Annotated in this window: 10 protein-coding genes; 4 read left to right on the forward strand and 6 right to left on the reverse strand. The window is 62.1% G+C overall.

The annotated features are described in order from the left end of the window. The first annotated feature begins 89 nt into the window (after positions 1 to 89). Positions 90 to 2549, forward strand: coding sequence for a selenide, water dikinase SelD (selD, locus tag F4X08_10240; GenBank protein ID MYD26180.1), 2460 nt, complete (start codon positions 90 to 92; stop codon positions 2547 to 2549). A gap of 16 nt (positions 2550 to 2565) precedes the next feature. Here selD and F4X08_10245 read toward each other — a convergent pair whose 3' ends face one another. Further along, positions 2566 to 3573 carry an NAD(P)-dependent alcohol dehydrogenase gene (locus F4X08_10245; protein ID MYD26181.1) on the reverse strand — a complete coding sequence of 336 codons (1008 nt, stop codon included), beginning with the start codon at positions 3571 to 3573 and terminating at the stop codon, positions 2566 to 2568. Positions 3574 to 3890: 317 nt separating this feature from the next. Between F4X08_10245 and F4X08_10250 the strand changes: the two genes are divergently transcribed. The 3 genes from F4X08_10250 to aroA are packed head-to-tail and all read left to right on the forward strand — an operon-like array spanning position 3891 to position 6578. Continuing rightward, positions 3891 to 4490 carry a lipase gene (locus tag F4X08_10250; protein ID MYD26182.1) on the forward strand — a complete coding sequence of 200 codons (600 nt, stop codon included), beginning with the start codon at positions 3891 to 3893 and terminating at the stop codon, positions 4488 to 4490. Positions 4491 to 4502: 12 nt separating this feature from the next. Further along, positions 4503 to 5267: a phytanoyl-CoA dioxygenase family protein gene (locus tag F4X08_10255; protein MYD26183.1), complete on the forward strand. Its 765-nt coding sequence runs from the start codon at positions 4503 to 4505 to the stop codon at positions 5265 to 5267. A gap of 21 nt (positions 5268 to 5288) precedes the next feature. Continuing rightward, positions 5289 to 6578 carry a 3-phosphoshikimate 1-carboxyvinyltransferase gene (gene aroA, locus F4X08_10260; protein MYD26184.1) on the forward strand — a complete coding sequence of 430 codons (1290 nt, stop codon included), beginning with the start codon at positions 5289 to 5291 and terminating at the stop codon, positions 6576 to 6578. A gap of 48 nt (positions 6579 to 6626) precedes the next feature. On the opposite strand, the gene F4X08_10265 is transcribed toward aroA, so the two are convergent. From F4X08_10265 to F4X08_10285, 5 genes are all read right to left on the reverse strand, one after another. Beyond that, a complete protein-coding gene (locus F4X08_10265; protein ID MYD26185.1) occupies positions 6627 to 8288 on the reverse strand; it encodes a peptide ABC transporter substrate-binding protein in 1662 nt (553 codons plus the stop codon). A gap of 16 nt (positions 8289 to 8304) precedes the next feature. Continuing rightward, positions 8305 to 9282, reverse strand: coding sequence for an aldo/keto reductase (locus tag F4X08_10270; GenBank protein ID MYD26186.1), 978 nt, complete (start codon positions 9280 to 9282; stop codon positions 8305 to 8307). Between the two features lie 44 nt (positions 9283 to 9326). Then, complete coding sequence (locus F4X08_10275; GenBank protein ID MYD26187.1) at positions 9327 to 10313, reverse strand: Gfo/Idh/MocA family oxidoreductase; 987 nt, start codon at positions 10311 to 10313, stop codon at positions 9327 to 9329. A gap of 185 nt (positions 10314 to 10498) precedes the next feature. Further along, positions 10499 to 11689, reverse strand: a complete 1191-nt coding sequence (locus F4X08_10280; protein ID MYD26188.1) for a hypothetical protein — start codon at positions 11687 to 11689, stop codon at positions 10499 to 10501. 69 nt (positions 11690 to 11758) lie between these two features. Further along, a complete protein-coding gene (locus F4X08_10285; protein MYD26189.1) occupies positions 11759 to 12787 on the reverse strand; it encodes a hypothetical protein in 1029 nt (342 codons plus the stop codon). Positions 12788 to 12805: the final 18 nt, after the last annotated feature.

Here is a 12805-nt window from a genome sequence, read left to right on the forward strand (position 1 = left end):
CAGGATAATCTACTGCGCGTGTCAAGGTCGATCAGGTTTCGATATCGACTCCGAAAAACGGGCAGTTTCGGTCAATTGTCGAGGTCATTATGGTCTTTGGTCTATACGATCTCGCGACTCATTATGGTCTTTGGCTGCTCGGTCTCGCCATGTATATTCCAATCCCTCGCGGTCGATGGATTCCACGGGTCTCGCAGGCGTGCGATGTCATGCGACCGTGGGTTCGGTGTCGATACAAAGTAGAAATCATCATGAACCAGTCCATCCCTTTTAAAAAGGACCTCTTGCTGGTCGGCGGCGGCCATTCACACGTACAGGTCATCCGCATGCTGGCCATGAAAAAGGCCCTGGGCGGCATCCGCGTCACGCTCATCTCGGACGAGTCCACCGTCTGCTATTCCGGCATGCTGCCCGGTTGCCTGGCCGGCCTGTACCGGCCCGACGAGATGGAAATGGAATTGAGGCCGCTATGCACCTGGGCGGGCATCCGGTTCGTCCGGGCCCGGGTAGCCGGCCTCGATCCGGACCTCCAGCAGGTTTACTTCGACAACGGCCGACCACCCCTTGCCTACGATGCCCTTTCGATCAACGTCGGTTCCATTCCACGGGGCATGGACACCCCGGGGGTGCGGGAACACGCCGTGCCCACGAGGCCGCTCGGCCTGCTGCTGAAGCGGGTTCACGAGTTCGAGGAAAACCACCGGAGCGACGGCGGGCCATTACGGATCGTCATCGCGGGAGGCGGCGCGGCGGGGGTGGAACTGGCCTTCGCCATGCACTCGAGATGGGGAGCGAGATTCGCGCCCGTCCGGATCACTCTCGTGGATTCGCAGACGACTTTGCTGACCGGGCACCGCCCCCGTGTCGCTGCGATCATCGGGCGGTACCTCGAAGAAAAGGGGATCGCCTGCCTGACCGGCCTGCGGGTCATGGGCGTGGATAAAACGGGCGTCCATTTCGAAGATCATCCGTCCCTGCCCTGCGACTTCCTGCTCTGGGCAACGGGCGGAGCGCCGCCCGGTCTGTTGAAGGATACAAACCTGGAGACCAGCGGCGCCGGGTTCATCCGCGTCCGGCCCACCCTGCAGGCCATGGGTTACGACAACGTATTCGCGGCGGGCGACTGTATCGAATTTCCTTCCCGTTCCCTGCCCAAATCGGGGGTCTACGCGGTCCGGGAGGGACCGGTCCTGGCCCGAAACATCCATGCCTGGCTCGAGCACCGATCCCTGGTTCCCTACAGACCCCAGGGTTTCGCGCTCGCGCTGCTCATGACCGGGACGCGGAACGCCGTCGCGAGCCGGCGCCACGCCTCCTTCCACGGCCACTGGGTGTGGCGGCTGAAGAACTGGATCGATCGGCGCTGGATGCGGAAATTCGACCCCGCCCTGCTGCCGCCCATGGACCCGTCCGGCGGTGCGCCGCCCACCCGCGAGGCGCCGTCCACCAGCGATACCCCGCCCGTCGGTGAAGAAGCCGGCGGAGTACCTGAAGTGTCGGCCATGCGCTGCGCCGGGTGCGGTGCCAAGGTCGGTTCGTCCGTGTTGACCGGGGTGCTCGACGAACTAGAAGTATTCCACCGCGAGGACGTGCGAATCGGCCTGCACGACGCCGACGACGCGGCGTTGCTGGAGATCCCTCCCGGCCGGTCGCTGGTGCAGACGGTGGATGGCTTCCGGGCCTTTACCGGCGACCTGCACCTCTTCGGACGCATCGCTTTGGTCCATGCCGCGTCCGATCTGTACGCCATGGGAGCCGAACCCCATTCCGCACTGGTTGCGGTCACGCTGCCCTACGCGGAAAAACCCCTCGTGGCGAACGACCTGAGACAGCTCATGGGCGGCATCGCGGAAGAAGCCCGGCGCCTCGGGGTCACCCTCCTCGGCGGGCATACAAGCGAAGGGACGGAGACGGCGGTCAGCGTAACCATGAACGGCCTGATCGACAGCGAAGCCGTATTCAGGAAGGGCGGGATGCGTCCAGGCGACGGACTCGTGCTGGCCAAGCCCGTCGGCACGGGCGTCATCCTGGCGGCCGACATGCACCTCAAGGCCAGGGGAAGCTGGGTCGACGAAGTCTTCGAGGGCATGCTGCGGTCCAACGCGGAGGCGGCGAGGATCCTCGCCCTGGCCGGCATTCCTTCCGTCACCGACGTGACCGGCTTCGGCCTGGCGGGGCACCTGGTCGAAATGCTCGAGGCCAGCGGCACGGGCGCGGAGATCGAGATCGCTGGTATACCGCTCTATGCCGGCGCGGCGGATTGTGTGGCCGCCGGTGTGGAAAGTACCCTGGCGCCGTCCAACAGGGAACATTTGCAAAAGAGATGGCAGGTGGAGTCGCGACCTGGCACGGCGGACACTGCGGAGCCTGGTGTATTCGACAGGCGGGACGCCCTCCTCTTCGACCCCCAGACATCGGGCGGTCTGCTGGCCGGCGTGCCTCCCTCCCGTATCGACGAGGTAGTTATGAGACTACGGGACGCCGGTTACGTGCAGGCAGCCTGCATCGGACGGGTGACCGACCGGAAACGGCACCTGAAGATCCGCTGAGCCCTCAGCGGCCCCGTCAGGGCAGGTCACACACGATCTTGCCGATATGCCGTTGTGATTCGAGGTAGTCGTAGGCCGCGGGCACTTCATCGAAGGAAAACACGCGGTCGATGCAGGGCCTGAGTCCCGACGCTTCGCAGGCTCTTGACAGATCGCGCAGGTCTTCGGTGGAGGAAGTGTAGATCCCTCGTATCTGAATTTGCCGGCCGATGATATCGAAGGGGTTGAGGCGGGTTTCGAATCCGTCCAGGATGCCGACGAGAGATATCCGGGCGTGCAGCGCGCAGGCTTTCAGGGACTTCGCGAAGGTCTGACCGCCCGCCACGTCCACGATCAGGTCGACCCCGCCGCCGCCGGTGAAGATACGTACCTGGTCCGGCCAGCCTTCGTCCCGGTAGTCGAAGGTCTCCAGCACGCCGAACTCTTCCTTCATCCGGCGGGCTTTCTCTTCGGATGACGTGGTCAATAACGCTTGCGCCCCAGTAAGTTCCGAGAGTTGTGCGGCGAACACGGATACCCCGCCGGTGCCGTGAAGCAGGACCCATTCCCCGGCCTGCAATCGACCCTGAGATACGACCGAAGCCCAGGCGGTCAGTCCGGCGATGGGCAACGTCGCGCCTTCGTGGTAGGAGAAGTGGGACGGCATCGCAACCAGGGCGTCCGCGGGATACACCACTTGCTCGCACAGTACGCCGTCCACGCCGCCCGCGCCCACCAGGGTCTTCATCCCATCGGGCGTAAGTCTACCGGCGGGCCAGCGAAGGAACGGCGCGTTCACGACCCGGTCGCCCGATCGTATCGTCGAGACGCCAGGCCCCGTTTTCAACACGTCGCCCGCCATGTCGGACCCGGCGACGAACCACCCCTCGAATGGTTTGCCGTACCGGCCCCGGGCGACCATGAGGTCCCGGTAGTTGAGCGATACGGACCGGACCCTGACCAGTACCTCTCCGGGTCCGGGTTCCTCCGGTTCCGCCAGATCGGCCAGGCGAAGCTGGTTGTGGTCAATCACGTATGCGCGCATGGGTGCAATCCTTCATCTATTCCTTCACTATACCCTTCAATCGTGGTTGTTGACCTATCGCGATTATTGACCTATCGCGATAATTGACGGCCTTTTCAACACATCGTACCATAATCAATTTTCCACGCGACCGCGAAAATGGCAATTGATAAATACCCCGTGAATTCGTATGCTTAAGGCGACGCACACGCCTTCGATCGGCGTGTAAAACAAACCGGCCTGCAGAGGAAGTTTCCCATGAGACCAGATGGAATGGCGGTCCGATATATTGGACCGAACTCCGGACAGGCAGAGAGGACCGAACAGCATTGAACGACATTCGCATTTACTTTATCGGTGATTCCTATGTGAACGGTACTGGCGATCCGGCCTATCTCGGCTGGCCGGGCCGGGCCTGTGCCGCGTCGAGGTCAGAAGAGAACGCCATCACCTGTTACAACCTGGGCATACGCGGCGATACGAGCACCGACGTGCTCCGGCGCTGGGAACGGGATGTGGAGGCCCGGCGTCTGATACCTCACGACGGCCGGGTGGTATTCGGATTCGGCGCGAACGACTGCTGGATCGTGGACGGGAAGACGCGCGTGGACCGCGCCGATACCATTCGCAATACCGAGGAGGTTCTGCAACGCGCACAGTCCCTGTTTCCCACGTTGATGGTCGGACCGCCACCCGGGATCGACGCAGACGAACACAGCCGAAGAGTGGAGATTTCCTCGCTCGTCGGCGAAATCGCCGGAAGGGTCGGCGTGCCCTATCTCGAAGTGATCCACGAACTGCATGCCGGCGGTGTCTGGCAGAGCGAAGCGGTTCTTGGCGACCGCGTTCATCCGGCCGATGGCGGTTACTCCGCGCTGGCGGAACTGGTGCTCGCCTGGCCTGCGTGGTGGTTTAGTGAAATTTCCAGTGCACCTTAAAGGAGGTAAACGGTGTCGTTGACCCAGGCACAAATCGACCAGTTCAACGAACAGGGATTTCTCCCTTACGAGGAACTGCTGACGCCGCTGGAGGTCAAAGCGCTGCACCAGCGGCTTGAAGATATCGGCAACGAACGGGTCGATTTTCCGGACGAATACGTACAGATCGAACCGCGCGTGGAACTCGGTGACACGCAGGCCGATCCGGTCCGTTTCAACAACGTGCGCAAGATCTGGAACCTGACGAAGCACGATCCGGTTTTCAAGGAACTAGCCCGGCACCCAAAGATCCTCGGCGTGGTTCGGAGCCTGATCGGCCCCGATCTCAAGATCTACGTGGACCAGACGCTCTGCAAGCCGCCCCGGGTGGGTTCGGCGAAACCGCCTCACCAGGACTCGGCCTACTGGACGAGCATCGATCCGCCCGATCTCGTGATCTGCTGGATCGCCCTGAACGACGCCACCGAGAACAATGGTTGCATGCGGTTCATTTCCGGTTCCCATAAGGCCGGCGTAATCGAGCACAAGCACCTCGAGGACTTTCGCGTCGAGGACGCCCGCGTCGGCTATGAACGGGAGGTCGCCGTTCCGCTGAAGGCTGGAAGTTGCTCGTTCCATCACAGTCTCGCGCTTCACCGCACCGACGCCAATACCAGCGATGACCGGCGCATCGGCCTGACCGTCGCCTACATGGACGCCCATTCGAAGTACATCGGAAACGGCGCCATGCCGGAGTACGACCTGGTGTCCGGTCGGGCTTATGAAGGATGCGTATAGGCTGATATTCGTATTAATACAATGATAATCAATACGATTCGTAATACCTTAAATCATAACATCGCACTGCCAGGAAGCAAGTCGATTACGCTGAGAATCCTGGTGCTCGCGTCGCTGGCCGAGGGAACGACCGAAATCGACGCGCCCTGCGACTGCGACGACACCCGGGAAATGGTGGAATGCCTGGGTGAACTCGGGATCGAGATCCAGGCGAGTGACGACTATCGACGGATGACCGTGGAAGGAAGAGGAGGGCGGTTCGCAGAAGGACCGGTAATCCTTAACCTTGGACTCAGCGGTACTTCCGCCCGTTTCCTGATCGCCCTGTCGGCCCTAAGGACCGACGAAACGCGACTGGCCGGACGGGGCAGCCTGAACGAAAGGCCGAACTCTCCGCTGCTCAATGCCGTGCAACAAATGGGGGGAGTAGCCGAGTCGACCAATGGCGGTTGCCTCCCTGTTACCATACGGGGACCTGATAAGTTCAGGCGCTCGGTCCGGATGAAAGGCGATGTGTCCAGCCAGTTCTTCTCCGCCCTGCTGCAAATCGCACCGGTACTGCCCGACGGCCTTGAGATTCAGGTCGAAGGCGAACTCGTCAGCAAGCCTTACATCGACATTACACTGAACGAAATGCGGACGTTCGGTGTAGACGTGGAGAACGACAACTACCGCAGGTTCCGGGTCGCTCCACAGCGGTACCGTTCGGGACCCCGGTCGGTGGAAGGCGATGCTTCCGCCGGCTCCTATTTCGCGGCGCTCGCCCTGATTCACGGTGGGAAGATGGTCATTGAGAACCTCGGATCCGAATCCCGGCAAGGGGATATCCGTTTCCTGTCCATCTGCGAAAGCCTGGGCGCCCGTGTGAAAATGGACGAGAAAAAGACGGTCATTGAAGGACCGGAAGGTTGCCGCGTACGGCCCATGAAGGGCGTAATCGAATGCGGGGATATTCCGGACGCCGCGCTGACCCTGATCGCCCTATCACCGTTGATTCCGGGTACGACCCGGATAACGGGGATCGGCACGTTGAAGCACAAGGAGTGCGACCGGATCGAATGCCCCGCGGCGGAGTTGCGTAAGATCGGCGTGGCAGTGAAGACGGGGCCGGACTTCATCGAGGTAGGGGAGCTGCTGTCAGGCGCCTTGAACACCACCGAAGATGTTGATATCGAAACCTACCACGACCACCGCATGGCCATGAGTTTCGCCGTGCTGGGCACCCGCCTGGGGAGCCTGAATATCCTCGATCCGGAGGTGGTGGGGAAGACCTATCCGCGCTTCTGGGAAGACCTGGCGCGGATTCGGTAGCCCAGCAGTATACTCTCCCTGGATCTCCGCCGTCAGCGCTCAGGTCCCTTACCGCCGTATATACAGATCCGTAATCGTGGAATTGTCGATGAAGAAGGGTTCCTGGCCCGTGGAGTCCTTTTTCCAGCCCGCCAGCCAGGGTTTGCGGAGCTGCAGGAAGTAGTCGTGGTAGAGGAAGACGCCGCCCACGTCCTCGACCAGGATCCGTTCGGCCTCGTTGTACATCTCGAACCGTCGTTCCTCGTTGGTCTCCCTTGCCGCGTCGTCGACCAGCCGGTCGAACTCCGCGTTCATCCAGTCGTGGCGTCCCGCGCCCACGGGCTGGGAGTGCCAGACCATGCCGAGTAGGTTATGGGGATCGGGGAAATCGTATTGGAAGGGGATCAGGCTGAGGTCGATCCGGTACTGGGCCATGGCCTCGCTGTAGACCCGGGGCTCCATGTTCCGCACGCCCACCCTGAGGCCCAGGTTATTGGACAGCATGCCCGATATCGCTTCGGCCGCCATGATGCGGTTGGGATCGTTGCGAAGCCAGATGTCCACGGAAGGAAAGCCCCGGCCGCCCGGATATCCGGCCTCGGCCAGGATACTGCGCGCCAGATCGGGATCGTACCGCTGGACGTCTTTAAGTTCGTCGCCCGAGTAACCCGGAAAGCCCGGCGGCAGCATGGTGTACGCGGGCAGGGCTGTACCCCGGAGCACGATGTTGCACAGGGCGTCACGATCGATGGCGTGGCTGATGGCCTTTCGCACCCGGTGGTCGCTGAATACGCCTTCGCGCGTTCGGAAGAATAAGTAGAGCGCGTTGAAGTCCATGTACTTGTGCAACTGCCCGTTCAGCACCGGGTCCCCCTCGATCCGGCTGAGGTCGCGCACGTCGATCTGCACCAGGTCCAGCTCGTCGTTCTCGTAGGAAAGCAGTCCGGTGCTTATCCGGCTCCTGAACATGGAATGGATCTCGGACAAATAGCCCTTGATCGGGCCGTTATAGTAGGGATCGAGAGTCATCGTAAGGCGCTCGCCGATGCGCCAGTTCTCCACTTTGTAGGACGAATTGCTGACGACATTCTCGTCCGACGCCCAGCGGGGGCCGAACCGCTCGACCTGCCAGCGGGGGACCGGGATCGACGTGAAGAATGCGGCGATCATGGGCAGGTACGGACAGGGCCCGTCGGTTTCGATCACGAGGGTCATATCGTCCACCGCGTACACGCCGACCGCGTCCGGATCGTCGGTCTGCCCGGTATTGAACGCCCGCGCGCCCTTGATGTTGTAGTAGAAGAAGGCGTAGCCGCTGCCCGACGCGGGATCCAGCATGCGCCTGTAACTGTATTCGAAGTCGTGGGCGGTGACCGGCCGGCCGTCGCTCCACCGGGCGCTGGGCCGCATGTGGAAGGTCCACTTCGTCTGGTCCTCGTTAGCCGTCCAACTCGAGGCCGCGCCCGGGATCACGCGGTTGTTGTGATCCAGCATGGTGAGGCGCTCGAAGAGGAAGACGATGCCCCCCACCTCGTAGATGGCCACGCCGATGTCCAGGTTGGTCGGCTCGTCGTTCAGAAAGCGGAAGACTTGCCGCTCGAGCGGCGCCGCGTCCGCGGGCATGATTCGGCCGACGGCGTTGCGCACCTGGGCGTCCGGGATTCCGGTGTATATCGCAAGTCCGAGCACAGCAAGGCCCAGCACTGTGGTCAATAAAGCTGCAGGTCTCATAGCGGTATTCCTCGCGTCAGGATCGCGCCGCCCGTTCCAGGTTCAGCCACGCCATTTCTTCGGCCGTCAGCTTCGTTTGAAGCGCCTGCAGGTTGGCCCTGATCTCATCGCCGTTTCGGGCGCCGACCAGGGTGTAGATGTTGAGCGGCTGGCTGAGTACGTAAGCCAGGGCGACTTGGGGTATGGACAGGCCCTTTTCGTTCGCCAGTTCTTCGACCCGGTCCAGCCGGTCGAAGTTATCGTCCGTGCAGTAAGCCCGAACGGAACTTTCGTCGAAGAGGCCCTGCTCGGCCAGCGTTTCGTAATTGTCGCGATTCACCCGACCGGAGAAGAACCCGCTGGCGATGCTGGACCAGGTAAACAGCGGCATCTGGTTTTCCAGGTACCACGACCGCGCGTCGGCTCCGTCCTTCCCGCTGATGCTGATACATCCTCTCCAGGGCGGTTCGGCCTGTTCGGCCAGGCTGAAATTCGGACTGCTCACGGTGAAGGGCTGTTGTCCGCTGGTGGCGGCGTACAGGTTCGCCCTTTCGATGCGGTCATGGGTCCAGTTGGATCCACCGATCACGCCCAGGTTGCCCGCGCTGATGTACTGATTGAGCGTATCCATGATGGGGGCGACGGGAACCCTTACGTCGTCGCGATGCAGGAGGTAGAGATCCACGTAGTCCGTATTCAGGCGGGCCAGGGAGTCGTGGAGGTCCGAAGAGATATCATAGGGCGTCACGCGGGCCCGGTCGGCATTCATGTGGCAGCACTTGGTGAGAATGACGATTTCCTGGCGCAGGCCCCGGTCTTCGATCCAGCGGCCCAGCACGCGTTCGCATTCGCCGCCGCCGTACAGGTGGGCGCTGTCGAAGGTATTTATCCCGGCGTCGTACACCTGGTCCAGCAGGTCGAAGCTGTATTCCTCTTCGGCGAAACTCAGCATGATGGTGCCCTGTACCAGACGCGATACGGGCTTGTCGACATTCGCAATGTTGCCGTACTCCATGGGTGCTCCTTGAAACTCGCTAAATACGGTGTTATCCGGAACCATCATTCCATCGGGTACTTCAACCCGATCTCGGTCCGGACGGCGTCCAGCGTCTTCATGATGGCCAGCGTCTCGTCCAGCGGGAGCGCCGGAGTCTCGAGCAGTCCTTCCCGGAGGCAACGTCCCGCTTCCTCGATCTCGTACTTGAATCCGTTCTCCACGCGCGACGGCTCAACCGTTACCGGTTCCTCGCCGTCCGCGTTCAGCGTTGCGGTATAGGTGTCATAGAATGCAGACGGAATGCGGATATTCCCCTGCGTCCCGTGGATGGACACGGCGCCGGGCGTGCTGGTCCGGACGGCGCAGGTCAGCGCGGCCATGGCGCCCGAGTCGTAACGGAAGGCCATGGTGGTCTGCTCATCGACCCCCGTTGCGCCGATGTCCGCCAGCGCCGCGACCCGGTCCGGCTGTTGCCCGTAGACCATCGAAGCCATAGATACAATGTATACACCGATATCCAGGAGGGCGCCCCCGCCCAGTTCGGGATTCAGCAGGCGGCCCTCCGGGTTGAATTCCGCACGGAATCCGAAGTCGGCCATCATATTGCGCACTTCGCCGACGGTACCATCGGTGAGCCATTGGCGTACCTGCACGATGGCCGGCAGGAACCGCGTCCACATGGCCTCCATGAGGAAAAGCCCCCGCTGCCGCGCGCACCGGATCATGGCTTCCGCTTCCGATGCGTTGAGGGCAAAAGGTTTCTCGCAGAGCACAGGCTTGTCCGCGTTCAGGCAGAGCAGCGTATCCCGGCAGTGCATGGGATGGGGGGTAGACACGTAGATCACGTCGATCTCCGGGTCTTCCGCCAGGGACGCGTAGGACGGGTGTCTCCGGGGCACATCGAACTCGTCGCCGAAGGCGTCTGCCGTCCCCTGTGCCCGGGACCCGACGGCCGAAAGCTCGGCATCCGCCACCACCGCGAGCGCTTCGGCGAACTTGTGAGCGATCTTCCCGGTTCCAAGAATACCCCATCGTATGGTTTCAGACATGTTCGCTCCACATTTTGACGTGTTTGATTGGCCTTCCGCTAAAACTGACTCCGATGAGGCGCTTGTTTTTATCGTTCACGTTGCTTCCATCATCATATCTCATTTCGGCGCATACGGCTTGGTCCTTCGTACTCGTCGACTTCCTGCCTTCCCGAATTTCAATCTACAGCTTGAGCTTGTCAACTTCAGATAACCGCAACCGCGCTCCGCGCCGTCTCGTCCCAGTCCGGTTCCGGCGCTGGACGGTCGCTCCAGGCGATGGACATGGCGCCGTCTTCCACGACGAGGGTGCCCCGGCAGTCGAGCTCCTCCTCGGGCGGACGCGGCTGCAGTCCCATGAAGGCTTCGAAGACGGGGTCGTTCCCGATGGCCAGGATGACGTGGGGATCCCCGCCGTGCACCTCCACGCCGAAGCTTTCGGCCAACTGGGCCTGCTTAATCTGCCCGGTAATGCCGATACCCCGTTGCCGGACGATATCGGCGGCCTGCATGGCCAGGTACGGCGCCGTGTTGTACGGCTGACCGCCGATGGCGCCGATCCACTCCAGGGTCAGGACCGGGAGGTCGAGGGTGGCGCATAACTTTTTCAGCCCCAGGATGTCGTAGTCCTGCAGGGGCTCCTCGATCCACCGGTACCGGCACTTTTCCATGATGCGCCCGATTTTCACGGCTTCTTCGTAGGTGTACGACTCTACGGGATCGTGAAAGAGCATGATTTCGTCGCCGAGGGCCTCGCGCAACTTGACGGCCATTTCCCCGTTGGCTTTCACGCCCCGGTAGGAATGATCCTTGCAGCCGATAAATCCCTCTCCTTCCACGCGCTGCACCGCGTGGGCCACCAGGTCGTCGATGGTGCGGCCGCCCACGTTGCAGTAGGCGGGCACGCTTTCCCGGCATGCGCCGAGTAGCTTGTAGATCGGCAGGCCAGCGCTCCGGCTCGCCAGGTCCCACAACATCCGGTCGATTGTATCCAGCAAGCCTCTTCCCGTGTACATGAAGCGTTGGGCCATCCAGAACCGCTGCCACACGTATTCCCGGTAGAAGGCGTCCACGCCGATGAGCATGTGGGCGTACCGGGCCAGGAACTGCCGGCCCTGCCATTCCAGTTCCCTGGGGTCGAAACCCGTGCCGTAGTCGGCATAGGCGTCCAGATCGCCGTCCGTCACGAGGCGGATCACCAGACGGTACTTCGGTTCCGGTCCTTCTCCGGTGAACGTGTAACCGTCGGGTTCGCCGGCGCCGAATCCCTGGTCATGGGTGAACAGCCCGGAGATGCCCGGCGGCACAGGCGCCATGCTGCCCCGGTCCGCACTGCTCTCCCGTCGGATTTCGGGTTCATCCTTCAGCACGTAGCATTTGACGTCCCGGATCTGCATGGGATTTCCCTGTTCTGGTGGCCGGGTTTTTTCGGACGGAAGCACAGATTACCGGCTGGCCATACCGTTTCAGGCTTCGATCAGTTCCGTGATCATATCCCCGGCCGCATCCAAATCGATTTCCATGCCGAGGCCCGGAAGATCGGGCAGATGGACGAAGCCGTCTTCGATCTGCACCGGGTTCCGGACGAACGACGGCGCGACCTCATGACCCGTCATTTCGAGAAAAGGCATATTCCTGAGTGCGCCTGCGAGATGGATATGGGCGAAGCCGTCGCTGATCCCGGCACCCTCAAGGTGACAGTACGCTCCGAACGCTTCGGCGCAACGGGCCGATTTCACCACATCCGTGATCCCGCCGGCGCTTTGCACGCTGGTTCGGATATGGTCGGCGGACTGGACCGTCATGACCTGGGACGCCTCGATGGGACTGCACACTACCGCGCTGGTCGGCGTATCGATCTCGCCGGCCACCTGCTTACCGCCGGAGTGATCGTTTCGGGGACGGGGGCGGTCGAAGTAAAAATAGTCCGCCTCGTCAAGCACTCGGCCGATCCGCATGGCCTCGTCGATCACGCACCGGGCCCGGCCGTCGAGGATCAGTGGGAAATCCGGTCCCACGGCCGCACGCACCTCGCGCACCAGGTGGACGAGGGCGTTTTCATCCGTCATCACGCCGAATCGGTAGGCTTTGAACCCGGCCCGCTGCGCGTCTTTCGCTTCCGTGACGATCTCTGGTCCGGAGATACCCGCAGCGCGTGACGTGTCTCCTCCGGTGCCAACCCAGCAGACCGGAACCTGGTCCCTGAACCCGCCCAGGTGTCGGAAGAGCTGCCGTCCGGCGATCTTCGCGGAGAGGTCCCAGAGGGCGACGTCGATCCCGGCGCGAAGAGCTGGCGGCAATCCTTTGTCCGGTTCCTGCATGGCCCGCCAGGTCCGTTCACGGTCAAGGGGGTTCGATCCCACCAGGATGGGCGCTACGAGATCAACGTCGATACCCGAGGCGGTGATCCCGGAACAGTGACCTTCGATCCCTTCGCCGGTCACCAGTCGAAGCAGGCCCGCGGGCTGATGCAACGAGATTTTAGTGATTTTCATGGGAGATTGCCGCCGATT

It is taken from the genome of Gemmatimonadota bacterium (genome assembly GCA_009841265.1).
GTDB lineage: Bacteria > JAAXHH01 > JAAXHH01 > JAAXHH01 > JAAXHH01 > JAAXHH01.

What these genes read in the sequence shown, in the direction of transcription:
- F4X08_10265 (MYD26185.1), bottom strand. Translation starts at nt 8,288, where the DNA reads ATGAGACCTGCAGCTTTATTGACCACAGTGCTGGGCCTTGCTGTGCTC.
- F4X08_10270 (MYD26186.1), bottom strand. Translation starts at nt 9,282, where the DNA reads ATGGAGTACGGCAACATTGCGAATGTCGACAAGCCCGTATCGCGTCTG.
- aroA (MYD26184.1), top strand. Translation starts at nt 5,289, where the DNA reads ATGATAATCAATACGATTCGTAATACCTTAAATCATAACATCGCACTG.
- selD (MYD26180.1), top strand. Translation starts at nt 90, where the DNA reads ATGGTCTTTGGTCTATACGATCTCGCGACTCATTATGGTCTTTGGCTG.
- F4X08_10285 (MYD26189.1), bottom strand. Translation starts at nt 12,787, where the DNA reads ATGAAAATCACTAAAATCTCGTTGCATCAGCCCGCGGGCCTGCTTCGA.
- F4X08_10275 (MYD26187.1), bottom strand. Translation starts at nt 10,313, where the DNA reads ATGTCTGAAACCATACGATGGGGTATTCTTGGAACCGGGAAGATCGCT.
- F4X08_10245 (MYD26181.1), bottom strand. Translation starts at nt 3,573, where the DNA reads ATGCGCGCATACGTGATTGACCACAACCAGCTTCGCCTGGCCGATCTG.
- F4X08_10280 (MYD26188.1), bottom strand. Translation starts at nt 11,689, where the DNA reads ATGCAGATCCGGGACGTCAAATGCTACGTGCTGAAGGATGAACCCGAA.